The sequence below is a fragment of the Brevundimonas sp. GW821-FHT12E07 genome, assembly GCF_058807035.1.
The window spans coordinates 388,221-410,835 of record NZ_JBXAQH010000004.1 but is presented as its reverse complement, the minus strand read 5'-3'; the positions used below and the strand labels follow the sequence as shown (position 1 = coordinate 410,835).

Here is a 22,615-nt window from a genome sequence, read left to right as displayed (position 1 = left end):
GCAGTCCCTAGGGGAGTCGAACCCCTCTCTTCAGGTTGAAAACCTGACGTCCTAACCGATAGACGAAGGGACCGCTGTGCGAGAGCAGTCGTATTTTAGCCGCCGATTTCCGGAGGTCCGCGTGGCAGTCCCTAGGGGAGTCGAACCCCTCTCTTCAGGTTGAAAACCTGACGTCCTAACCGATAGACGAAGGGACCGCTGCGCGAGAGCGGGCGATATAGCCGCCGATTCCGGGGGGCGCAACACCAAATCGACGATTGTTTTCAGGAGGCCATTCGGGGGTCGGCGACGTCCTCGATTTCGAACTGGACGCCGCGGCGTCCGTTCCAGTCGTCCGCCTTCAGACGACCGGCGACGCTCAGCCCCCCCTGCCCGGCCAACAGCGCCTTGCCGAGCGGCAGATCGGCGCAGCGCCAGGCGATGGCCCTGACCGAGGCGCCGTCCGGCCCGACCAGCCGGCAGCGCACATGGCCGCCGTTCATGGCCACCGGCTCGCGCGCCTGCACCCCCGCCAGGGCGAACAGCGGCTCGGGATTGGCGGGGCCGAAGGGCGCCAGCTGCTCGAAGGTCTCGAACAGGGCGCGGGTGGCGCCGCCGGGCTCGATCAGGGCGTCGATCTCGACCCGGTCCAGCACCTCGGCCTCGACCTGTTCGCCGGAGAGGCGGTCGTTGAGGAAGGCCCTCAGGGCGTCGATGCCGTCGGTCTTGACCGTCAGCCCCGCCGCCATGGCGTGGCCGCCGCCCGCGATCAGCAGGCCTTCGTTCCAGGCGGCCTGGATGGCGCGGCCCAGGTTCATGCCGGGCTGGGACCGGCCCGAGCCCTTGCCGATGCCGTTCACGGCGTCGACGCCGATGACGATGACGGGCTTGCGCCAGCGTTCGCGCAGACGCCCGGCGACGATGCCGACCACGCCCGGGTGCCAGTCGTCGCCAGCGATGACGACCACGGCCGAGCCGTCGTCATGGGCCTTCGTCTGTTCGACGCGGCGGGTGGCCTCTTCCGTGACCTGACGCTCGATCTCGCGGCGGCCGATGTTCAGGGCGTCCAGCTCCTCGGCCAGCATCCGGGCCTCGTCCGGATCGTCGGTGGAGAGCAGGCGCGCGCCGAGGTCGGACTTGCCGATCCGCCCACCCGCATTGATGCGTGGTCCCAGGATGAAGCCGGCGTGATTGGTCTTGGCCGGGCCCTCTTCCGCTTTTGCGGCGGCCAGCAGGGCCTTGAGGCCGGGGTTCTTCCAGTCCGACATGACCCGCAGACCGAGGCCGGTGAGCGCGCGGTTGAAGCCGGTCAGGCCGGTCACGTCACAGACCGCGCCCATGGCGGCCAGATCCAGCCACTGGCGGATGTCCGGCTGCTCGCGGTCGGCAAACAGCCCCCGCGCCCGCGCCTCGCGGTTCAGCGCGGCCAGAAGCACGAAGACGACGCCCGCCGCGGCCAGATTGCCCTGGCCCGAGTTGTCGCCCGGCCGGTTCGGATTGACGACCGCCAGACACTGCGGCGGCTCCTCGCGCATCATATGGTGGTCGATGACCACCACGTTCAGGCCGATGGCACCCGCGTGGGCGACGGCCTCATTGGCCGCCGCGCCGCAGTCGACGGTGATGACCAGATCGGCGCCCGAGGCTTTCAGTGTGTCGAAGGCCCTGGCGCTGGGGCCATAGCCCTCGGTAATGCGGTCGGGGACATAGATGGGCAGGTCGGCGCCCATGGCCCGGAACCAGCGCACCAGCAGGGCCGCACTGGAGGCGCCGTCGACGTCATAGTCCGCGAAGACGTGGATGCTGGATCCCGCCGTCAGGGCGTCGAGAATGGCCGAGGCCGCCGCGTCCATGTCCATGAAGCTGGACGGATCGGGGAACAGGGCCTTGAGCGTCGGATTGAGGAAGTCCGCGCCCTGATCCGCCCTCACCCCACGCGAGGCCAGAGCCCGGGCCAGGGGCTCGTCGAGACCGAGGGCCTGCATATGGGCGCGGGTCACCGAGGGCTCGGCCGGGCGCTGCCGCCAGGCCCGGCCCGAGAGCGAGCGCGAGACGTCGAGGAACTGGCTGATGCCGCCGGTGGGGATGCCGCCGTCGGCCACTTACAGCGGCCGGGTCGTGCGGATGCGGCGCACGGTGTGGGTCGAGGAGTCCATCACCACCGTATGGGTGCTGACCAGGCCGCGCTCGATCTTGACGCCGTCCAGCAGGGCGCCGCTGGTCACGCCGGTGGCGGCGAAGACGGCGTCGGTCGAAACGATCTCATGCAGGTCGTATTTGCGGTTCAGGTCGGTGATGCCGATCCGGTGGGCGCGGGCCCGCTCGTCGTCGTTGCGGAACAGCAGCCGCCCCTGGAAATGGCCGCCGACGCACTTCAGGGCCGAGGCCGCCAGCACGCCCTCCGGCGCCCCGCCCGAACCCAGATAGAGGTCGATGCCCGTTTCCGGGTCTGTCGTGTGGATGACCCCCGCGACGTCGCCGTCGCCGATCAGCATGACCTTGGCCCCGACCTCGCGCAGAGCGGCGATCAGTTCGGAGTGGCGCGGCCGGTCCATGACGCAGACCGTGATGTCGCGCACGTCGACGCCCTTGGCCGAGGCCAGGGACCGCACGTTCTCGGCCGGGCTCATGTCCAGATCGACCGTGCCGGGCGCATAGCCGGGGCCGATGGCGATCTTGTCCATATAGGTGTCGGGCGCATGCAGCATGCCGCCGCCGGCCGACATCGACAGGACGCACAGGGCGCCCGGCATGGCCTTGGCCGTCAGGGTGGTGCCTTCCAGCGGATCCAGGGCGATGTCGATGGCGGGGCCGCGACCCGTGCCCACGGCCTCGCCGATATAGAGCATGGGCGCCTCGTCGCGCTCGCCCTCGCCGATGACGATCAGGCCGTCGATCTCCAGCCGGTTCAGCTGGGTTCGCATGGCGTCGACGGCCAGCTGGTCGGCCTGCATCTCGTCGCCGCGCCCGATCTGGGCGAAGGCGGCGACGGCGGCGGCCTCGGTCACGCGCACGGCGTCGGCGGCCAGGCTCGAAAACGGGATTTCGGTGGTGGTCACCGGGCGGCGCCGATCCAGCGGCCGGGTGTCGAAGGGGGCCGTGTCGGCCATTGCGTGTCTCCTTGAGGAGCGATGATCCCCGGATTCTGGGGTCCGGGCGAGACTAACTTGCGTCTGTGACGTCTGCCCCCCGCAGACGGCTTATTGTGGGCGTCCGCCCTACTGACGTCCGACGGGCGGCGGCGCCTTGGCGCGGTCGCGCAGGGACTGGGCATAGGCTTCCAGCTCGGCGGCGGTGCGGGCCGCGTCGGGGGAGACGGGCACGGCGGCGACGCGGGCGGCGACGTCGCGCTCCAGCGCGGCCGGGTCGCCGTTCTGCCACTCCAGGGTCGAGACCTCATTGGCCAGGGCCCCGCCGGTCGCGCGCAGGGTGTTGACCTGCTGGGCCACCTGGGCCGGCGGCGGCACCGGCTCCGACGAGCGGGGGAAGTCCTCCCAGCGCGGCCAGGTGCGATTGGCGTCGACCAGAGCCTGGACGCGCGGCGCCAGCGGCGAACTGGCGTCGGTCTGGGGGTCGAATTTGCCGACACAGGCCGACAGGCCCGAGACCATTCCCAGGGCGGCTCCGGCCATAAGCATCGGCCGCATCATCTTTTTCACAACGCGAGCGTTCATTTCAGAGCCGGTCATATGCCATGATCGCATTCGGCGGAAGGGCGGCGTGCAGTCCCCCCACGCCGGGAAACGCCGAAGGACCCCTGATGGCCAAGCGACCGACCAAGGCTTCCAAGACCGCAACGCCTGTCGCCGCGCCCAGAAAGGCCGGTCGCCCCACCTCGCCCAAGCCCCCGCGTCCCCGGGCGAAAAAGGCCGTGGAAGCCGCTGTCGTCGAGCCGGTGCATGAGACCGCCGCCCCTCCTCCGCCTGAAGCGAAGCCCGAGTCGAACGCGGACGCCCAGCCGCACGCCGAGACCGCCAACCCCTTCGTCATGCCCGGCGCCGATCAGATGCAGGCGTTGGAAACCCTGTCGATGAACATCGCCCGGGCCGCGATGACCGCCCAGTCGGCCATCGCCGAGGCCGCCCTGAGCCAGGCCGACCGTCCCGCCGCCCTGTCGCCCGATCCCTTCAACGTCGGCCCGGCCATGACCAGCGTCATGACCAGCCTGGCCGCCCGCCCCGACAAGCTGTTCAGCGCCCAGGCCGACCTGTTCAGCCGCTATATGGACCTGTGGGCCACGACCAGCCGCCGCGCGGCGGGAGACACCGTCGCCCCCTCGGCCGGCGACCGCCCCGACAAGCGCTTCAAGGACCCGGCCTGGTCCGAGAACCCGATGTTCGACATGATGCGCCAGTCCTATCTGGTCACCTCGGACTGGATGAACGGCCTGATCGCCTCGGTCGAGGACGTCGACCCGATGACGCGTCGCCGGGCCGAGTTCTTCACCAAGCTGCTGACCGACGCCTTCTCGCCGTCCAACTTCCTCGCCTCCAACCCGGTGGCGCTGAAGGCCATGGCCGAGACCAACGGCGAATCCCTCGTGAAGGGAATGCAGAATTTTGCCGCCGACCTGGAGCGCGGCGCGGGCAAGCTGGCCATCAGCCAGGCTGACTACGGCAAGTTCGTCGTCGGCGAGAACGTCGCCACGGCGCCCGGCCAGGTCGTCTGGCGTGACGAGCTCTTCGAGTTGCTCCAGTTCGACGCCGCGACCGACCAGCAGTACGCCGTGCCCCTGCTGATCTTCCCGCCGTGGATCAACAAATTCTACATCATGGATCTGCAGCCGGCGAACTCGCTGATCCGCTGGCTGTCGGCCCAGGGCTTCACCGTCTTCGTCTGCTCCTGGGTCAATCCCGACAAGGACAAGGCCGGCTTCGGCTTCGACGACTATCTGGAAAAGGGCATCTATCGCGCGGTCGAGAAGGTGCTGGAGCAGACCGGTTCGAAGACGTTGAACACCGTCGGCTATTGCATCGGCGGCACCCTGATGGGGGCGGCCCTCGCCCATATGGCCGCCCAAAAGGACAAGCGCGTCGCCGCCACCACCTTCTTCGCCGCCCAGCACGACTTCGAGGAGGCCGGCGACCTGCTGCTGTTCACCGACGAGCACTGGCTGAGCAGCATCGAGCAGCAGATGGACGAGGCCGGCGGGGTCCTGCCCGGCGCGGCCATGGCCGAGACCTTCAACGCCCTGCGCGCCAACGACCTGATCTGGTCGTTCTTCGTGTCCAACTATCTGATGGGCAAGTCGCCGGCGGCCTTCGACCTGCTGTTCTGGAACGCCGACCAGACGCGGATGCCCAAGGCCCTGCACATGGACTATCTGCGCTCGATGTACGGACAGAACCTGCTCTCCAAGGGGGAGTTCGGGATCGGCGGGATCAAGGTCGACCTCTCCGATGTGACCATCCCCCTCTATTTCGTGGCCAGCCGCGAGGATCACATCGCGCCGATGAACTCGGTCTATCGCTCGGCGCGCGCCTTCCGGAACGCTGACGTGACCCTGACCCTGGGCGGCTCGGGCCATATCGCCGGGATCATCAACCCTCCGGCGGCGAAGAAGTACCAGCACTGGACCAACACCGCCCTCCCCGCGACCCTGGCCGAATGGCAGGCGGGCGCCGAAGAACATCCCGGCAGCTGGTGGAACCACTGGGCGGCCTGGCTTAAGGAGCGGTCAGGCAAACTCATCCCGGCGCGGGATCCATCCAGGGGTCTGCTTACGCCCCTCGAGCCGGCCCCCGGCTCCTATGTGAAAGTGCAGTCTTGAAGCGTATCGAACCGAACTTCCTGCTGGCGGTCAGCACGACCATCTCCCTGCTCCTGCTGCTTCTGACCACGGTGGTCTATGGCGAGGTCGGCGCCGGGGGCGAGATCAAATACCCGCTGATGGCCGCGATTTGCATCGTCGGCTATGTCGTCGGCAACGCCCTGATGCAGCGCCAGTTGAAGCGGGTCACCCCGCCGATGATCCACGCCGACAAGCCCTCTACGGCCGCCATGGCCGGGGTCTTTCCGCTGGTCGTCATGCTGCTGGCCGCTGTGCCGGTGTTCTGGGCCGGGCATGACTACGGCCTGTTCGTGATCATCGCCTCGGTCATGACCGGCGCGACCATCGAATCCGCCATCAAGGCCCGCAGCTGGCAGTGATCAGCCGGGTCTGAAAGTCAGCCCGGCTTGAAAGTCAGGGCGACGCCGTTGTTGCAATAGCGTTTGCCGGTCGGACGCGGGCCGTCGTCGAAGACGTGGCCCTGGTGCCCCAGACAGCGGGCGCAGTGATACTCCGTACGCGGAATACCGATGGCGAAGTCGCTCTTCGACGCGATGTTCGCCGGGTTGGCGCGGAAGAAGCTGGGCCAGCCGGTGCCGGAATCGAACTTCCATGCCGACAGGAACAGCGGCAGTTCGCAGGCCTTGCAGACGAAGGTTCCCGGACGGTGCTCATCGTTCAGGGGGCTGGTGAAGGGCCGCTCGGTCGCCTCGTGGCGCAGGACGTCATAGCTGAGCCCCGGCAGGCGGGCGCGCCATTGGGCGTCCGTGGTCTGGCGGAACGGGGATGAGGCGAAGGCGTCGGCGGCGGCGCTCGCCTTACCGGCGAGGGCCGTTGTCACGGACAGGGCGCCGAGGCCTGTCAGCAGCGTACGGCGCGGGATCAGGAGCTGGGTCATGAACCAAAGTACGCCACCGATCGGCGAAAGGTTTCAACCCGTCAGGACAGCCCCGTCGCCTCGTCCAGACCCAGCATGATGTTCAGATTCTGCACCGCCGCGCCGGACGCGCCCTTGCCGAGGTTGTCCAGCAGGGCCACCAGACGGGCCTGATGGCCGTGGCGGTCGCCGAAGACGTGAAGACGCATGCGGTTGGTGCCGTTCAGGCCCTCCGGATCGATGCCCGTCATGGCCTCGGTGGTCTCAAGGTCCGCGACCTCGACGAAGCGCTGGCCTGCATAGGCCTCGACCAGGGCGCCGTGAATGACCTCGACCGAGGTCGCCGGCAGGGCCGACAGCTGCAGCGGGATTTCGACCAGCATGCCCTGGCGATAGGTCCCGACGGCCGGGGCGAACAGGACGTCATTGGCGAGGCCCGTGTGGGTCGTCATCTCGGGCACATGCTTGTGGTGCAGGCTCAGCCCATAGGCGCGATAGGCCGGCGCCTTGTCCTTCTCGGGGCCCTCGAACTCGGCGATCATCGACTTGCCGCCGCCGGAATAGCCCGAGACGGCGTTGACGGTGACAAGGGCGCTCGCGGGCACGATGCCCGCCTTCACCAGCGGCCGCATCAGGCCGATGAAGCCGGTCGGATAGCAGCCGGGGTTCGACACCCGCGTCGAGGCGGCGATGGCCGTGCGCTGACCTGCGTCCATCTCGGCGAAGCCATAGGTCCAGCCGTCGGCGACCCGGAAGGCGGTTGAGGCGTCGATGACCCGGGTCGTGGTGTTGTCGATCATGGAGACGGCTTCCTTCGCCGCCTCGTCGGGGAGGCACAGGATCACCGCATCGGCCGCGTTCAGCGCCTCACGCCGCGCCGCCGGGTCCTTCCTGAGGTCGCCGGTCAGGGAGATAAACTCCAGATCCGCGCGCCCTTCCAGACGCTGCCGGATCTCCAGCCCCGTAGTGCCGGCCTCGCCGTCGATGAAGAGGGTGTGGGTCAAAGGTCGGACTCCCAGAAACCGGCCAGGTCGCCGATTATCAAGATGATCAGATAGGGCATCAGGAAGGTCATCACCGCCGCGACGATCACCGAAAGCCAGTATGCGATTGGCTTTCTGGATCGCATGACCGGAATGCCGTCATAGGGCTTTCCATCAATGATGCGGCCGGTCCTGAAAGCCACCCAGAGCATATTCGGGAAATACCAGCCGCCCCAGACCGCCATGGCCAGGATCAGGCAAAGGCGCATCCAGTGGGGCATCGGCGGCTCCAAAGAAAAAGGGCGCTCCGGTTTCCCGAAGCGCCCCGTTTCGTAATCGCTTTCGCGAAACGGCTTAACGCTTCGAGAACTGGAAGGAACGGCGGGCCTTGGCGCGGCCGTACTTCTTGCGCTCGACGACGCGGCTGTCGCGGGTCAGGAAGCCGTGCGGCTTCAGGACCGGGCGCAGGGCCGGTTCATAGTGCGTCAGGGCGTGCGACAGGCCGTGGCGGATGGCGCCGGCCTGGCCCGACAGGCCCGAACCTTCGACGGTGCAGACGACGTCGAACTGGGTCTCACGACCGCAGACGACCAGCGGCTGGGCGATCATCATGCGCAGGATTTCGCGAGCGAAATACTGGGTTTGATCCTTGCCGTTGATCGTGAACTTGCCGGTGCCGGGCTTGACCCAGACGCGGGCGATCGCGTTCTTGCGCTTGCCGGTCGAATAGGCGCGGCCTTGGGCGTCCAGCTTCTGGACGGCTTCCGGAGCGGCTTCGGCCGTGGCGGACAGGCCCTTCAGGGCGTCGAAACCGGTGGCGGTGTCTTGAGTGACGTCGGTCATGCTCAGATGCTCCGGGTGTTCTTGGCCGAGCGGCCGGCGAAGTCGATGGTTTCGGGCTGCTGGGCTTCGTGGTCGTGCGTCGCGCCGGCGAACAGGCGCAGGTGCGTCATTTGCGAACGGGCCAGCGGGCTTTCCTTCGGCATCATACGCTCGACAGCCTTCTCCAGAACGCGTTCCGGGAAGCGGCCGCCCAGCACCTTGGCCGGGGTGGTCGACTTCACGCCGCCCGGGTGACCGGTGTGGCGGTAGTAGATCTTGTCGGTGTTCTTCTTGCCGGTGAACACGACCTTGTCGACGTTGGTGACGACGATGTAGTCGCCCGAGTCCACGTGGGGGGTGTAGGTCGGCAGGTGCTTGCCACGCAGGCGCATGGCGATGAAGGTCGCGAGGCGGCCCACGACGACGCCTTCAGCGTCGATATGGATCCACTTCCTCTCGACCTCGGACGGCTTCAAGGCAGCCGTAGTGCTCTTCAGCATTTTCGAGGTTCCTGGGATAGACGAAACGGGTTGGCCCGCTCCTGCAGATGCCGGAACGAACGGAAGGCGCGCTGATAGAGGAAGGGATCACAGGCGTCAATGCGCATTGAATGCACAAATATGCCCTAGACATCTGATTTTACTCGATATTCTGAACGCGGTATTAAAATACCGCACATATTGACGCCCGAAACGCCCTTTCGGGGCCGCCGGATCGGCTCCGACAGCCCCGAAACCGGCCCGGATCAGGCCGCCCGCACCGCATAGGCCTTCATCGCCTCGGCCATCCAGTCGGTCAGCCCCGGCCGGATCGCCTCATAGCGGGCCCGGAAGTCCGGGTTGCCGGTATAGAGGTCGGCGAGGCCCGCATAGGCCTCCGGCGTCGGCAGGGTCTTCCAGCTGATCCCGACCCAGGCGCGGTGGCGCGACAGGATGGGGTCGAGGGCCGGATTGTCGGCGGCCATCCCCTGCCCCATCGCCCTGCCCAGATCGGCCTCCAACTCGGCGACCTCGGCCATCCAGTCCTGACGCTGTTGCGGCGACATGGCCTCGACCACCGCCCGGCCCGCCTCGATGCGGGGCCGCGCCTGCTCGCCGTATTTGTCGATGATCCAGGCCTCGTACTCGGCCTGCTTTTCCGGGCTGAAGCCCTCGTAGAGTTGCTTGTCCATGACGGTGTCTCGTCCTTCCAGTTCGGCGATCGTGCGGTCGATCGTCCGGGCCAGTCGGCGATAGCGCTCCGCCTCCGCCTCGATCCGCCCCCGTTGCGCACGCAGCGCCTCCAGACGGTCGAAGCCGGCGCTGTCCAGCAGGACCGCGATATCGCCGAGGGCGATGCCGAACTCCCGATGGACCAGGATCGACTGCAGTCGCAGCAGTTCCTCGCGTCCGTAGTAGCGATAGCCGTTCTCGCCGACCGACGCGGGCTTCAGGAGACCGATCTCGTCATAGTGATGCAGCGTCCGGACCGAGGTCCCGGACAGCCGCGCCAGCTGGCTGACGGTATAGGTTCTGTGGCTCGCGTCGTTCCGCATGGACACCCCTATCGGGCCTCACGCGGCGTGAGGGTCAAGCGCGTTTTTTCAGTCTGCCCGACGCAGGAACAACACCCGGGCGGCGCCGTAGTCGCGCGCGTCCAGACGCTCATAGCCGGGCGTCTCGATCTCGGGCTCGCCGGAGCCGCGTTCGAACACGACGATCGCCCCGGGCTTGAGCCAGTCGCCCTTGAGCAGCTCGGCCAGGGTCTGTTCGCCCAGACCCTTCGCATAGGGCGGATCAAGAAAGGCCAGGTCGAAGGCCTCGGCGATGGGGCCTGGGCGCGGACCCAGGTCGGTGGCGCTGCGGCGCAGGACCCGGGTCGAACCGAACAGATGCCAGGTCTCGACATTGTCGCGGATCGCGCCGCGGGCGTTGTCGTCGGTCTCGACGAACAGGCAGAAGCCGGCGCCGCGCGACATCGCCTCGAAGCCCAGGGCGCCCGAACCGGCATAAAGATCGATGACGCGCACGCCCTGCAGGCTCTCGGCCCAGGCGGCGTGTTCCAGCACGTTGAACACGGCCTGACGGGCGCGGTCGGAGGTCGGGCGGGTGTTCTGCCCCTCCGGCGCGACGATGGCCCGGCCCTTCAGCGATCCCGAAACAATTCTCATGCGGCGGCGCGACGCTGGGCCCAGATCAGGAAGCCGACCAGACCGGCCACCACTACCGCCAGCGGGGCGACGATCCACAGCGGCGCCCCGACGGACATGGCCAGCGCCAGACCGCAGCAGGCCGCGGGCATGAAGGCCTGCATCAGGGTCGCCGCCAGCCGCAGGGCGAAGGGCCGCTTGGGCCGGACGACATCGGCGACGAAATAGGCATAGCCCTGGGCCAGGCCGTTCGCGAGGCCGATGGCCGACACCAGCCCCAGATAGAGGCCGAAGGTCTCGATGGTCACGGGCGGCGAGTAGAGCAGGACCGAGGCGAACGGCATCAGGGCGATGCCGGCCAGCAGGATCAGGTTCAGCACGAAGACGCCGACCGTGAAGCGCTGCATGCCCAGGAACAGACGGCGGTGCGAGTTCCAGAAGATGCCGACCACCGCGAAGCTGAGGGCGAAGGCGGCCAGCATCTGCCAGCTCTCGCGGAACAGAGTCGCCGCATGGCCGTCCCAGCCGTGCGGGACGTGCAGCTCGATGGCCAGCAGGGTGATGGCGATGGCGAACACGCCGTCCGAGAAAAACAGCAGCCGGTCGAGGCCCGGATCGCCCTTGTGAACGAGTTCGTGCGTGTGATCGGTCATGTGAAGTCCCCCGGCGGTGTCGGAACAGGTTCCAACGCCACCCTTCAGTCGTCAACGATGGGCGTCAGCCGCGCGGCTTGCGCGGACCGGTCGGGCGAGAGGCGCCGGCAGGACGGCCGCTCGTGCCCGAAGGCCGGGCCCCGCCTTCACCGCGCGGTTTGAAGTCGCGCTTCGGCTTGTCCCCGTCGCGGCCCCCGTCGCGACCATCGCGGGCCCAGGTCGAGGACTTGGGACCGATGATCTGGTCTTCGCGCGGCTTGAAGGGGCGCTTGGGACGGTCGCCGTCGGCGGCGGCGCCCTCACGGGGAACCCAGGCCTTCTTGGTGGAGGGTCCACGCGGGCTGGGCGGTGCGGCCTTGGCCCAGCCGGCCTTCTTGGGCGGGCGATTGGCCTTTTCGATGCTCTGGGCGGTCGCGGTCTCGGCGGCGCGGACGCGGCTGGGCTTGCGCGACGGATCGGAGATGGCCGAGCCGGACTTGCCGGTCACCAGCGGCATGCCGCCGCGACGGCCGGGCACGGGGACCGGGGTCTGGACGGTGTTGCCCTGGGGCAGGTTCTCGGGACGAATATGTTCGCCCAGCAGTTCGCGGATGACCCGGGGGCCGACCTCCTCGACAGCGCCGGACGGCAGTGTGCCGAGCTGGAACGGGCCATAGGCCAGGCGGATCAGGCGGTTGACGGTCAGGCCGACCGACTCCAGCACCTTGCGGACTTCGCGGTTCTTGCCCTCAGAGATCTGGACGCTGATCCACAGATTGGCGGACTGGCCGCCGTCCTCATTGGTCTTGGCCTTATCGATGGTCGCCTCGACCGGGCCGTAGCGGACGCCGTCGACGGTGACGCCGTCCTTCAGGGTGTCGAGCGTGGCCTGGGTGATGCGGCCGCGGGCGCGGGCCCGGTACTGGCGCACCAGGGCCGTGGTCGGCAGCTCCAGCGCGCGGCTGAGCTCACCGTCGTTGGTCAGCAGCAGCAGGCCTTCGGTGTTGATGTCCAGACGGCCGACCGAGATCACGCGCGGCAGGCCGGCGGGCAGGCTGTCGAACACGGTCGGGCGGCCGCTCGGGTCGGCATGCGACGTCAGCAGGCCGACGGGCTTGTTGTAGCGCCAGACGCGGGTCGCCTGAACCGCCGCGATCGGCTTGCCGTCCACGGTGATGACGTCGTCGCGGGTGACCAGGGTCGCCGGCGTGTCGAGGATGCGGCCGTTGACCGCCACCTTGCCCAGACCGATCAGGCGCTCGACCTCGCGGCGCGAGGCGATGCCGGCGCGAGCCATGGCCTTGGCGATCCGTTCGGTGCGCTTGGGCTCCTCGGGCGCCGCCTTGGCGTCCTTGCCCTTCGCGGGGCCCTTGCCGAAGCCCTTGCCCGCCGCGCCCTTGTCATCGGCCGAATAGCGTTTGCCCTTGATCGGCTTTTCAGGGCGCGCGCCCTTGTCCGGCGCATAGGCCCGGCCGCCGAAGGACTTGCCGCCGGAGCCTGCTTCCTTCTTCTCGGAGACGAAGGCTTTCGCGCTCGCCGAGCCGGGGCGCGGGGCGCCGCTCTTCGGTCGGTCGCCGGGTTTGTGCGCCCTCAACTCTTGACTGGGGCGGGGCTTCTTGTCGTTGTCGTCTGTATGGCGGGCCATGATGAGCGGTTCATGCGCATGGCATTGGACCTTGCGCAAGCGGCGGCGGACGCGGGCGAGGTTCCCGTGGGCGCCGTTATCGTCGACGAATCGACCGGCGAAGTGGTCTCCACGGGCGAAAACGGCCCCGTAGCGGCCCATGACCCCACCGCCCACGCCGAAATCGTTGCGTTGAGGCGCGCGGGCGCCGCACTGCAAAATTATCGCCTCACCGGCCTGACCCTCTATGTGACGCTGGAGCCCTGCGCCATGTGCGCCGGGGCCATCAGCCATGCTCGAATCGGCCGGGTGGTCTGGGCGGCAGACGATCCCAAGGGCGGCGCGGTCATCCACGGGCCGAAAATCTTCGACCAGCCGACCTGTCATTGGCGCCCCGTCGCCGAGGCCGGGCCCGACGCCGCCGAGGCCGGGGAGATGTTGCGCGCCTTCTTCAGGAAGCGTCGCGGTGGAACGCCAGCCTGAAACCGGCGTTAGCCGTCCAAGCGTCGCCTTGGAGGGCCCCTTTCTTGACCAGACCGGATCTGCCGCAGTCGATCATCTTTTGCGGTCTGGCGGCGCTGGCCGTCCTGGCCGCCTGCGGCAAGGAGCCCCGCGCGGCCCCGACCAGCGGCGACGAGGTCAAGCAACGCGCCATCGAGGCCCAGACCGCCCGCCAGCGCACCGGCGCCGAGGTCCAGGACCGGGCCATGAACCGCGTCATCCGCACCGTCTATCTGTGCAACAACGGCGAACGGCTGTCGGTCGACTTCGACAATCCGCGCCAGATGGCCACGGTGCGCAACTCCAATGGCGAGGCCGTGGACCTGTTCCAGGAACGCGCCGCCGACGGCATCTGGTACCGGGCCAGCGCCTATGAGCTGCGCGGCAAGGGCGTCATGGCCACCTGGACCGCCGACGGCCTGCAGCCCACCGACTGCCGCGCGGTGGACTAGGCGAACGCCGCCAGCCGCCCGTCCAGCCGCTCGCGCACCAAGGGCCAGTCTTCATCCAGAATGGCGAACTGGGCCGTGTCGCGGATGCGACCGGTGAAGGTGATCTTGTGCTTGCGCAGGATGCCTTCGTCGCGGGCGCCGAGTTTGCGGATGGCGGCCTGGCTGGCGGCGTTGACGCCGTCGGTGATGATCTCGACCCGCACGGCGCCAGCGTCGAAGGCATGGGCCAGAAGCAGCCGCTTGCAGGCCGGATTGACCGGACCGCCCCGGGCCTCGGGCCGATAGAAGGTCGAGCCAATCTCGCAGCGGCGGTGCTCGGGTTTGATCTCGTAGAGGCTGGTCGTGCCGACGAGGACGCCGTCTGACTTGCGACGCACGGCCCAGGCGACACGGCTGCCCGAGGCCATGGCGCTCATCGCCGAGCCCCACCAGCTGTCGAAATGCGAGCCATACGCGGCGCCGACCATGATGTCCCAGGACGGGGCGTCGCAGTCGAGGGCGACGCGCATCTCGTCCTTCAGCGCGGGCGTCAGGGGCTCCAGCCGGACGAAGGCGTCCTCAAGGACGATCGCCTCGATCTTCAAGATGCGCCCTGTTCGATGAGGAAGGCCTTCAAGTCGGCCGCATCGACTGTCTTCTCGACGAAGGCGTCGCCGATGCCGCGCGCGAGGACCAGGGTCAGCCGCCCGCCCTCGGCTTTCTTGTCCCCCGCCATCCGGGCGATCAGGGCGTCGGCGGTAAAGTCGCCGGCCTGTTTCAGGCGCGTCGGCAGGCCGGCGGCGGCGATGGCGGCGTCGACCGTCGCGACCTCTTCCGGGTCGCACAGGCCAAGTCGGGCGGAGTACTGGAAGGCCAGGACGCAGCCGAGGGCCACGGCCTCGCCATGGGCCAGGGCGGCCTCCTCGAAACCGAGCTCGGCCTCGACCGCATGGCCGAAGGTGTGGCCGAGGTTGAGCAGGGCGCGACGGCCCGCCTCCTTCTCGTCCTCGCCGACGATGCCGCTCTTGATCTCGACCGAGCGGACCACGGCGCGTTCGAGGGCCACCGGATCGCCCGTGGCGCCTCCTGCCCCCTCACCTGCCAGCCAATCGAAGAAGGGCGCGTCGCAGATCAGACCATGCTTGAGCACCTCGGCCCAGCCCGAGCGCAGCTGGACCGGCGGCAGGGTGGCCAGGACGTCGATGTCGGCCAGCACCAGACGCGGCTGGTGGAAGGCGCCGACGAGGTTCTTGCCGCGCGGGGTGTCGATGGCCGTCTTGCCGCCCACGGATGAGTCCACCTGGGCCAGAAGCGTCGTCGGGACCTGAACGAAGTCGATGCCGCGCATATAGAGGGCCGCCGCCAGACCGGCGAGGTCGCCGACCACGCCGCCGCCGAGGGCCACGACCACATCCTTGCGGTCCAGTCCGGCCTCCAGCAGCCGGTCCATCAGCCGTTCCAGCTCGGCGAAGGATTTGGAGCCCTCGCCCGCCGGTACAGCGACGATCTGATTGGCCACGCCCGCCGCCGTCAGGGAGGCCGACAGGGCCGGGCCGTGGATGGCCGCCACCGTCTCGTCGCTGATGATCACCGTGCGGCCGCGCGTCAGGGGGGCGATGCGTTCTCCCGCCGTCGCCAGCAGGCCGCGTCCGACCACCACGTCATAGGGGGCGAAGGCGCCGCCGCCGACCGGAACCGTGGTGACAGGAAAGTCCGTCATTGCCCGCCCTGCCCGACGCTGGTTTCGGCGCGGTAGGTCTCAAGCGCCTTCACGATGGCCTCGACCGCCTCGGCATGGGCGCCGCCGCCGACATCGACGGTGACGTCGGCCTGGCCATAGACGGGGTAGCGGACCTCGGCCATGGCGCGCAGGGCTTCTGCCGGATCCTTGCCACGCAGCAGGGGCCGGGTGTCGCGCCGCTGGACGCGGGCGGCGATGATCTTGATGTCGGCCCTGAGCCAGACGGTGATGGCGTGCTGTTTGAGCAGGGCGCGGGTGTCGGCGTTCAGGATGGCCCCGCCGCCGGTCGCCAGCACCATGGGCGGGCCTTCCAGCAGCCGTTTCATGACCCGGGCCTCGCCGTCGCGGAACTCGGCCTCGCCCAGCTTGGCGAAGATATCCGAGACCGTCATCCCCGCGGCGGCCTCGATCTCGTCGTCGCCGTCGGCGAACGGCAGGCCCAGCCGTTGGCCGAGGCGCCGCCCCACGGTGGATTTTCCGACACCCATCAGCCCCACCAGGGCTATGGTGCGGTCATGACGCTGCAGGGCATCGGGATTCGGCGTGATCGAACGGGAAGGCATAACCGTTCGATCCTCTACACGATGCGCTCCATGTCGCCAGACCTTGAAGGCCAAAGCTTGAGCGCAAAAGCATGAGCGGGATCGTCTCCTCGCCCCGGGTCGAGGCCTTTCTGGAGATGATGGCGGTCGAACGCGACGCCTCGCCCCACACCCTGTCGGCCTATGCCCGTGACCTTGCCGACGCCGAGGCCGGGGTCGGCAAGGGCGGGCTGATCTCGGCCGACGAGGCGGCGATCGAGGCCTGGTACGCCTCCCTGTCCGTGCGTGGCCTATCGGCGGCGACGGCGGCGCGGCGGCGCTCGGCGGTGCGGCAATTCTATCGATTCGCCCTGGGCGAGGGCTGGCGGACGGACGATCCCTCGCGACGGCTCGACGCACCGAAACAGGGCCGTTCCCTGCCCAGGACCCTGTCACGCGAGGAAATCGAGGCCCTGCTGGCCGCTGCCGGCAAGGATGACAGCGCGGGCGCGACGCGAATGCTGGCGCTGGTGGAGCTGGCCTATGCCTCCGGCCTGCGGGTCTCGGAGCTGCTGGCCCTCAAGGTCGAGGCCGTGCGGCGCGACCCGGCCTGGCTGATCGTGCGCGGCAAGGGCGGCAAGGAGCGACTGGCCCCGCTGAACAGCGCGGCGCGCGAGGCCGTGAAGGCCTGGCTGGAGGTCCGCGACGCCCGCAAGCCGAAGAAGGGGCCGGACAGTCCGTGGCTGTTCCCCTCCACCGGCGCCGGGGGCCATCTAACGCCGCGCCGCTTCGCCCAGCAGCTGGATCAGGCAGCCATCGACGCCGGCATCGACCCGGCCCGGGTCAGCCCGCACGTCCTGCGCCACGCCTTCGCCACCCATCTGCTGGAGGGCGGCGCCGACCTGCGCGTCGTCCAGACCCTCTTGGGCCACGCCGACATCGCCACCACCCAGATCTACACCCACGTGGCCACCGACCGCCTGACCCAGGTGGTCAACCAGCACCACCCGCTCGCGAAAGACGAGTAGCAACGCGCCGAAGTTGATCCTGCCGCGGGGTCAACAAACCTGACTGAACCCCGCTTGCCGCGAAGCGTTACCGGCTCTAGGTTCCGCCGCTTCTCAAGGGCGGCCCTTCCCCGCTCGCCCATCCGGACGCCTCATGGCCACGCATTACCTCGATTTCGAAAAGCCCATCGCCGAACTCGAGGAGAAGATCGAGGAACTGGGGCTGCTGGCCTCGACCTCCGGTTCGTTCGAGACCGAGATCGCCGGCCTGCGCAAGAAGGCCGAGCAGCTGCGCAAGAAGACCTATGCCGGTCTCGACCCGTGGATGAAGACCCAGGTGGCCCGCCACCCCGAGCGTCCCCACTTCGTCGACTATCTGGATGGGCTGTTCACCGACTATGTCGAGCTGCGCGGCGACCGCCAGTTCGGCGACGACCAGGCTATTCTGGGCGGTCTCGCCCGCTTCCGCGGCCAGGCCGTGGTCGTCATGGGCCATGAGAAGGGCCACGACACCGCCACCCGCCTGACCCACAATTTCGGCATGGCCCGGCCCGAGGGCTATCGCAAGGCCGTGCGCCTGATGGATCTGGCCGACCGGTTCGGCCTGCCGGTCCTGTCCTTCGTCGACACCGCCGGCGCCTATCCGGGCCTGGGCGCCGAGGAGCGCGGTCAGGCCGAGGCCATCGCCCGCTCGACCGAGCGCGGCCTGACGCTCGGCGTGCCCTTCATCACCACGGTGACCGGCGAAGGCGGATCGGGCGGCGCCATCGCCCTGGCGGCCGCCAACCGGGTGCTGATGCTGGAGCACTCCATCTATTCGGTGATCTCGCCCGAGGGCGCGGCCGGCATCCTGTGGCGCGACGGCGCCCGCGCGAAGGATGCGGCCATGGCCATGAAGATCACCGGCCCCGACCTGATGGCGCTCAAGATCGTAGACCGCCTGATCGACGAACCCGTCGGCGGCGCACACGCGGACCGCGAAGAAGCGGTCAAGGCCGTCGGCGACGTGGTCGAGGAAGAGCTCAAGGCCCTGACGCCCCTGTCGCCCGACCAGCTGCGCAAACAGCGGGCGGACCGGTTCTACGCCATCGGTCGGGCCGTCTGACGGAAACCGACATAAGGGATCGGCCACACCTTCCGTTAACCGCTTGTCCACCGCCGCCTGACACCTTGCGGTAGTGAAACAATCTCCGCGGCGGTCATGAGCAACGGCGTCAACGAAAACCTGCGCGACAGCGCGGTTTTCAATCTCAACAACGCCGTGACCATGGTGGTGGACGATTCCGCCTTCGGCCTCGATCTCACCACCCTCGCCCTGCGCGGTTTCGGCATTCAGGTCCGCTATTCCTGTTTCAGCGCGGCCGACGCCATCAGGATCTTGGAGGACCATCAGGTCGACCTGATCCTGGTGGACTGCGAGATGCCCGGCATGGACGGCCATGAGTTCGTCCGCTGGGTGCGCAACTCGGGCCTGGAGCCCAACGCCTATATCCCGATCATCATGACCGCGGCCCATGTGCGGAAGTCCAAGGTCGGCGATGTGCGCGACTGCGGCGCCAACTATCTGGTCACCAAGCCGTTCAGCGCCACCAGCCTGCTGGAGCGGCTGATCTGGGTCGCCCGCGACACCCGTCCCTTCCTCGAGGTCGGGGAGTACAAGGGTCCGGACCGGCGGATGCGCGAATCCCGCCCCCGCGACCGCAACGAACGCCGCAGCGACATGATCGCGCTCAATGAGAAAAAGGCGCGGTCGCTGGCCGAGGCCATCGAAACTGCGGAGCCCATCTGATGGTCGTCGTTCTGAGAAAAGAGCGGAAGTCGCGGCTTTCGACCATGATCGACCAACCCGGCGGCATCAGTGTCGGCGTCGCCCTGGCCCAGGCCCGCGCCCATCTGGAAACCCTTCAGGCCCAGAGCCAGGTCATCGTGGGCGAGCGCGTCGCCGAACTGGCCGCCCTGAAAGCCCCTGACCCGGCTTCGCCGGACGCCGGGGCTGTGCTGGAACACGTCTATGATCTGGCCAGCGCCGTGATCGACGCGGCGGGTCCGTTCGAGCTGATCGACCTGTGCACCGTCGCCGCCGGCCTGTGCGACCTGATCGACGCCGCGCCCGAGGATCGGCCGTTCGACTGGCGCATCGTCACCGTCCACGCCCAGTCGATGCAGTTGATCCTGAGCCTGCCGCCCGAGGCCGTCGAAGAGCGCGCCCAGGTGCTGGACAGCCTCAAACAGGTCATGGCCAAGAAAATCCCCACGGCGCCGAGCGAACCCGGCGATGAGATCGAGGCTGATCCCGCCTGATCAGTCGGTCGCCTGCAGGGCCTCGGCCCGCGCCGCCCGTGCGCCGCGCGTCTGCTTCTTCCACAGCGCCGCATATTCCCCGCCGACCCGGGCGACCAGTTCATGGTGGGCGCCGCGTTCGACGATGCGTCCCGCCTTGAGCACCAGGATCTGGTCGGCGTCGGCGATGGTCGAAAGGCGGTGGGCGACCACAAGCGTGGTGCGGCCGGCTTGCGCCTTCCTCAGCGTCTTCTGGATCGCGGCCTCGGTCCGGCTGTCCAGCGCACTGGTGGCCTCATCGAGGATCAGGATGCAGGGATCGGCCAGCAAGGCCCGGGCGATGCCGACCCGCTGACGCTCGCCGCCCGACAGTTTCAGACCGCGCTCGCCGACCCTGGTCTCCATACCGTCCGGGAGGTTGCGGATGAAGTCCGCCAGTTCCGCCGCCTCGGCCGCCGCCCAGATCGCCGCCTCGTCCGCATCCGGCCTGGCGAAGGCGATGTTGACCCTGAGGCTGTCGTTGAACAGGGCCACGTCCTGCGGCACTAGGGCCACCGCCTGACGCAGGGAGGCTTGGGTCACGTCGCGCAGATCGCGCCCGTCGATCAGCACCCTCCCCGCCTGCGGGTCCAGCAGCCGGAGCGCCAGTTTGACGATGGTCGACTTGCCCGAGCCGGACGGCCCGACCAGCGCGGTGGTCGTACCCGGCGCGGCGAAGAAGTCGACGTCCTCCAGCCCGTTGGCGCGGGCGTCATGGCGGAAGGACACGCCTTCGAAGGCAATAGAGCCGCCACGCGCGTCCTCCGCCCGGGGCAGGTCCGGCGCGCCCGGGGCATCGGCGACCTGGGGCGTCTGACGCGTGATCTTCAGCATCTCCTCCATGTCGATGAAGGACTGGCGGATCTCGCGATAGGCGAAGCCGAGGATGTTCAGCGGGGCGTAGAGGGAGATCATGATCAGCACGGCCGCCGTCACGTCGCCTGGGCCCATCCGGCCGGCCGCCGCCTCGAACCCGGCCATGACCGCCATGACCCCCAGGCCGACATTCATGATCAGGGCCTGGACGCCGTTCAGCAGGGCCAGGGAGGTGTTGGCCTTCAGCGCCGCGACATTATAGGCGCCCAGGGCCCGGTCGTAGCCCTCGGCCGCGCGGGCCTCGGCTCCGAACGATTTGACGGTTTCGTAGTTGAGCAGGGCGTCGACCGCGAGGCCCGCCGCTTCCGAATCGGCGGCGTTCATCACGCGCCGATGCTCGATCCGCCAGTTGGACACCCCGAAGGTCAGGCCGGTGTAGACGACCACGACCACGACCGCGACGGCCGCGAATCGCCAGTCGTACTTGCCGCCCAGAACCGCCGCCGCCAGCGCCAGCTCCACCACGGTCGGGACCAGGTTGAAGGCCAGGATGCGCAGCAGGAAGTCCACTGCGCGCGAGCCGCGGTCCACCGTGCGCGACAGCGAGCCCGACCGCTTGGTCTGGTGGAAGTCCAGCGACAGGTTGAGCGCGTGGGCGAAGGTCTCGGCCGCTGTCCGCCGCTGGGCCGCCGCACGCACCGGCGCGAAGACCACGTCGGAAATCTGCGGAGTCGCCGCCGACAGAAGGCGCACCACGGCCCAGCCCACGGCGAAGGCTGCGAAGCCCAAGCCGACGGACACGGCCGCCCCCTGCCCGCGCGACAGATGATTGACCGCCGCCCCCAGCACCAGCGGGGCCAGCACGCCCAGACCCTTGCCGGCCAGGGTCAGGAGAATCGAGGCGATCAGCCTGAGACGCAGGTGCGGCGCGCCCGATCGACCGACCAGCCGCGTCAGATCGGCCAGGGCGGCGAAGGTATTGGGGTCCTCGGGCTTGTCGGTCGGCCTTCCCGCCCGGGCCTCCGGCCCCTTGTCGCGTCCGCCGCGCCCGCCGCGCTCACTGCCTCTCATCGTCATCGCCTGCATATGGATGGCGCCGGACCCGGAAGAAAGGGCGACGGCCGAACCATCCCCGGCGGCGAACCCCTCCCCCCGCGGCGACGCTTCGTCACACCGCCATGGGGATAAAAAATCTGTCGCCAGATCAGCGACTTAGAGGGCCTGTAACACGCCTTGACCAAAGCGCCCCTCGCCTATAGGTTCCGCGCCGAATTCAGACCCCGTCCGGGCTTGCCGGGACGTCGAGCCGAAACGAACCATGTCCCAACCGACGGAATCGCGCGAAGAGGCGATCAAACGCCTCAACGACAGCGCTTCCTCACTGGAGGCGCGGACGGCTCCTCCCGTGTCGCATGAAGCGGCGGGACAGGCGGCGGCGGGACAGGCGTGGCGGATCATCGCCGACCTGTTCGGCGGGGTTTTCGTGGGGCTGGCGCTCGGGTTCATCGTGGACCGGTTCGCGCACACCGGACCCTGGGGTTTGATCGGCGGCGTCCTTCTGGGCTTCGCCGTATCGGTATGGATGGCCTGGCAGACGGCGCAACGCCTGATGGCCCAGGCCAAGGCAAGTGGAGTGGAGCCGAAGTCGGTTCCCTTCGACGAAGACGAAGAAGACTAAGGGGCCCATGGCTGATCCGCTTCACCAGTTTAAGATCGAACCCCTGATCGACTTCGGGGATGTGACCCTGCCTGTCGTGGGCACGCAGCACATCGCCTTCACCAACTCGCACCTGGCGATGACCATCGCCTTCGGTCTGGTGGTGCTGATGCTTCAGCTGTTCACCGCCAAGGCCACGGTCGTTCCGGGCCGTATGCAGGCCGTGGGCGAAACCTTCTTCGGGATGATCGACGGCATCGTCGATTCCATCATCGGCCATGAAGGCAGGAAGCTGTTCCCGTTCGTGTTCACGGTCTTCACCTTCATCCTGGCCATGAACTTCATCGGCCTGTTCCTGACCTTCACCGCCACCTCGCAGATCGCCGTGACCGCCACCTTCGGCGTCATGACCATCCTGCTGGTGCTGGCTATCGGCTTCGCCAAGCACGGCCTGGGCTTCTTCAAGCTGTTCGTGCCGTCGGGCGTGCCGATCTTCGTGCTGCCCTTCGTGGTGATCATCGAGTTCGTCTCGTTCCTGCTGCGCCCCATCACCCTGACGCTTCGTCTGTTCGGCAACATGATGGGCGGCCACGTCGCCCTGAAGGTCTTCGCCGGCTTCGTCGTCATCGGCGTCACGGGCGCCGTGGGCTGGCTCGGCATCCCGATCGCCCTGCTCTCGATGGGCATGACCGTCGGCCTGACCGCCCTCGAGTTCCTGGTGGCCTTCCTCCAGGCCTTCGTCTTCGCCGTTCTGACCTGCATCTACCTCAACGATGTGGTCAACCTGGGCCACGGGCACTAAAGCCC

General features: G+C 68.4%; 26 protein-coding genes and 2 tRNA genes. 10 read left to right on the top strand and 18 right to left on the bottom strand.

The window, feature by feature from the left end; genetic code table 11:
• Position 1: 1 nt before the first annotated feature.
• The 5 genes from AC1ROD_RS16830 to AC1ROD_RS16810 form a co-directional block, all read right to left on the bottom strand.
• Positions 2 to 73, bottom strand: a tRNA-Glu gene (locus AC1ROD_RS16830).
• Between the two features lie 49 nt (positions 74 to 122).
• Positions 123 to 197, bottom strand: a tRNA-Glu gene (locus tag AC1ROD_RS16825).
• 66 nt (positions 198 to 263) lie between these two features.
• Positions 264 to 2,081, bottom strand: coding sequence for a single-stranded-DNA-specific exonuclease RecJ (gene recJ, locus AC1ROD_RS16820; RefSeq protein ID WP_492949414.1), 1,818 nt, complete (start codon positions 2,079 to 2,081; stop codon positions 264 to 266).
• On the bottom strand, positions 2,082 to 3,089 hold the full coding sequence (gene glpX, locus AC1ROD_RS16815) for a class II fructose-bisphosphatase (protein ID WP_492949413.1): 1,008 nt from the start codon (positions 3,087 to 3,089) through the stop codon (positions 2,082 to 2,084). It abuts the gene before it with no gap.
• 108 nt (positions 3,090 to 3,197) lie between these two features.
• On the bottom strand, positions 3,198 to 3,626 hold the full coding sequence (locus AC1ROD_RS16810; RefSeq protein ID WP_492949412.1) for a hypothetical protein: 429 nt from the start codon (positions 3,624 to 3,626) through the stop codon (positions 3,198 to 3,200).
• Positions 3,627 to 3,739: 113 nt separating this feature from the next.
• Between AC1ROD_RS16810 and phaC the strand changes: the two genes are divergently transcribed.
• Complete coding sequence (gene phaC, locus AC1ROD_RS16805; protein WP_492949411.1) at positions 3,740 to 5,749, top strand: class I poly(R)-hydroxyalkanoic acid synthase; 2,010 nt, start codon at positions 3,740 to 3,742, stop codon at positions 5,747 to 5,749.
• Positions 5,746 to 6,129, top strand: a complete 384-nt coding sequence (locus AC1ROD_RS16800) for a hypothetical protein (protein ID WP_492949410.1) — start codon at positions 5,746 to 5,748, stop codon at positions 6,127 to 6,129. Before phaC ends, AC1ROD_RS16800 begins: the two co-directional genes overlap by 4 nt.
• 17 nt (positions 6,130 to 6,146) lie before the next feature.
• Here AC1ROD_RS16800 and msrB read toward each other — a convergent pair whose 3' ends face one another.
• From msrB to AC1ROD_RS16755, 9 genes are all read right to left on the bottom strand, one after another.
• On the bottom strand, positions 6,147 to 6,647 hold the full coding sequence (gene msrB, locus AC1ROD_RS16795; protein WP_492949409.1) for a peptide-methionine (R)-S-oxide reductase MsrB: 501 nt from the start codon (positions 6,645 to 6,647) through the stop codon (positions 6,147 to 6,149).
• A 41-nt stretch (positions 6,648 to 6,688) separates the two neighbouring features.
• Positions 6,689 to 7,630 carry an N-acetyl-gamma-glutamyl-phosphate reductase gene (gene argC, locus AC1ROD_RS16790; RefSeq protein WP_492949408.1) on the bottom strand — a complete coding sequence of 314 codons (942 nt, stop codon included), beginning with the start codon at positions 7,628 to 7,630 and terminating at the stop codon, positions 6,689 to 6,691.
• A complete protein-coding gene (locus AC1ROD_RS16785; RefSeq protein ID WP_492949407.1) occupies positions 7,627 to 7,890 on the bottom strand; it encodes a hypothetical protein in 264 nt (87 codons plus the stop codon). Before AC1ROD_RS16785 ends, argC begins: the two co-directional genes overlap by 4 nt.
• 73 nt (positions 7,891 to 7,963) lie before the next feature.
• Positions 7,964 to 8,452, bottom strand: coding sequence for a 30S ribosomal protein S9 (gene rpsI, locus AC1ROD_RS16780; RefSeq protein WP_492949406.1), 489 nt, complete (start codon positions 8,450 to 8,452; stop codon positions 7,964 to 7,966).
• A gap of 2 nt (positions 8,453 to 8,454) precedes the next feature.
• Positions 8,455 to 8,931, bottom strand: a complete 477-nt coding sequence (rplM, locus tag AC1ROD_RS16775; RefSeq protein WP_492949405.1) for a 50S ribosomal protein L13 — start codon at positions 8,929 to 8,931, stop codon at positions 8,455 to 8,457.
• Positions 8,932 to 9,176: 245 nt separating this feature from the next.
• Positions 9,177 to 9,965, bottom strand: coding sequence for a MerR family transcriptional regulator (locus tag AC1ROD_RS16770; protein WP_492949404.1), 789 nt, complete (start codon positions 9,963 to 9,965; stop codon positions 9,177 to 9,179).
• Between the two features lie 48 nt (positions 9,966 to 10,013).
• A complete protein-coding gene (rsmD, locus tag AC1ROD_RS16765; protein WP_492949403.1) occupies positions 10,014 to 10,580 on the bottom strand; it encodes a 16S rRNA (guanine(966)-N(2))-methyltransferase RsmD in 567 nt (188 codons plus the stop codon).
• The gene (locus tag AC1ROD_RS16760; protein WP_492949402.1) at positions 10,577 to 11,212 is read right to left on the bottom strand and encodes a TMEM175 family protein; all 636 of its coding nucleotides are present in this window, start codon (positions 11,210 to 11,212) and stop codon (positions 10,577 to 10,579) included. The genes rsmD and AC1ROD_RS16760 overlap by 4 nt, the downstream gene beginning before the upstream one ends.
• A 64-nt stretch (positions 11,213 to 11,276) precedes the next feature.
• Positions 11,277 to 12,836, bottom strand: a complete 1,560-nt coding sequence (locus AC1ROD_RS16755) for a pseudouridine synthase (RefSeq protein WP_492949401.1) — start codon at positions 12,834 to 12,836, stop codon at positions 11,277 to 11,279.
• A gap of 12 nt (positions 12,837 to 12,848) precedes the next feature.
• Between AC1ROD_RS16755 and tadA the strand changes: the two genes are divergently transcribed.
• A complete protein-coding gene (tadA, locus tag AC1ROD_RS16750; RefSeq protein WP_492949400.1) occupies positions 12,849 to 13,298 on the top strand; it encodes a tRNA adenosine(34) deaminase TadA in 450 nt (149 codons plus the stop codon).
• A gap of 44 nt (positions 13,299 to 13,342) precedes the next feature.
• Positions 13,343 to 13,768 carry an MliC family protein gene (locus AC1ROD_RS16745; RefSeq protein WP_492949399.1) on the top strand — a complete coding sequence of 142 codons (426 nt, stop codon included), beginning with the start codon at positions 13,343 to 13,345 and terminating at the stop codon, positions 13,766 to 13,768.
• On the opposite strand, the gene AC1ROD_RS16740 is transcribed toward AC1ROD_RS16745, so the two are convergent.
• The 3 genes from AC1ROD_RS16740 to AC1ROD_RS16730 are packed head-to-tail and all read right to left on the bottom strand — an operon-like array spanning position 13,765 to position 16,051.
• Positions 13,765 to 14,355 carry a GNAT family N-acetyltransferase gene (locus AC1ROD_RS16740; RefSeq protein WP_492949459.1) on the bottom strand — a complete coding sequence of 197 codons (591 nt, stop codon included), beginning with the start codon at positions 14,353 to 14,355 and terminating at the stop codon, positions 13,765 to 13,767. The genes AC1ROD_RS16745 and AC1ROD_RS16740 overlap by 4 nt on opposite strands.
• On the bottom strand, positions 14,349 to 15,467 hold the full coding sequence (gene aroB, locus AC1ROD_RS16735) for a 3-dehydroquinate synthase (RefSeq protein ID WP_492949398.1): 1,119 nt from the start codon (positions 15,465 to 15,467) through the stop codon (positions 14,349 to 14,351). Before aroB ends, AC1ROD_RS16740 begins: the two co-directional genes overlap by 7 nt.
• Complete coding sequence (locus AC1ROD_RS16730; RefSeq protein ID WP_492949397.1) at positions 15,464 to 16,051, bottom strand: shikimate kinase; 588 nt, start codon at positions 16,049 to 16,051, stop codon at positions 15,464 to 15,466. The genes aroB and AC1ROD_RS16730 overlap by 4 nt, the downstream gene beginning before the upstream one ends.
• 71 nt (positions 16,052 to 16,122) lie before the next feature.
• Between AC1ROD_RS16730 and AC1ROD_RS16725 the strand changes: the two genes are divergently transcribed.
• From AC1ROD_RS16725 to AC1ROD_RS16710, 4 genes are all read left to right on the top strand, one after another.
• Entirely contained in the window at positions 16,123 to 17,037 is a 915-nt protein-coding gene (locus AC1ROD_RS16725; protein ID WP_492949396.1) for a site-specific tyrosine recombinase XerD, read from the top strand.
• A gap of 133 nt (positions 17,038 to 17,170) precedes the next feature.
• Positions 17,171 to 18,121, top strand: a complete 951-nt coding sequence (locus AC1ROD_RS16720; protein WP_492949395.1) for an acetyl-CoA carboxylase carboxyltransferase subunit alpha — start codon at positions 17,171 to 17,173, stop codon at positions 18,119 to 18,121.
• A 96-nt stretch (positions 18,122 to 18,217) separates the two neighbouring features.
• On the top strand, positions 18,218 to 18,805 hold the full coding sequence (locus AC1ROD_RS16715) for a response regulator (RefSeq protein ID WP_492949394.1): 588 nt from the start codon (positions 18,218 to 18,220) through the stop codon (positions 18,803 to 18,805).
• Between the two features lie 44 nt (positions 18,806 to 18,849).
• A complete protein-coding gene (locus AC1ROD_RS16710; RefSeq protein WP_492949393.1) occupies positions 18,850 to 19,317 on the top strand; it encodes a chemotaxis protein CheE in 468 nt (155 codons plus the stop codon).
• Here the strand turns inward: AC1ROD_RS16710 and AC1ROD_RS16705 are convergent, their stop codons facing one another.
• Positions 19,318 to 21,222, bottom strand: coding sequence for an ABCB family ABC transporter ATP-binding protein/permease (locus AC1ROD_RS16705; RefSeq protein WP_492949392.1), 1,905 nt, complete (start codon positions 21,220 to 21,222; stop codon positions 19,318 to 19,320).
• A gap of 247 nt (positions 21,223 to 21,469) precedes the next feature.
• On the opposite strand from AC1ROD_RS16705, the gene AC1ROD_RS16700 reads away from it, so the two are divergent.
• Positions 21,470 to 21,829 carry an AtpZ/AtpI family protein gene (locus AC1ROD_RS16700; RefSeq protein WP_492033085.1) on the top strand — a complete coding sequence of 120 codons (360 nt, stop codon included), beginning with the start codon at positions 21,470 to 21,472 and terminating at the stop codon, positions 21,827 to 21,829.
• Between the two features lie 7 nt (positions 21,830 to 21,836).
• Positions 21,837 to 22,610: a F0F1 ATP synthase subunit A gene (locus AC1ROD_RS16695; RefSeq protein ID WP_492949391.1), complete on the top strand. Its 774-nt coding sequence runs from the start codon at positions 21,837 to 21,839 to the stop codon at positions 22,608 to 22,610.
• Positions 22,611 to 22,615: the final 5 nt, after the last annotated feature.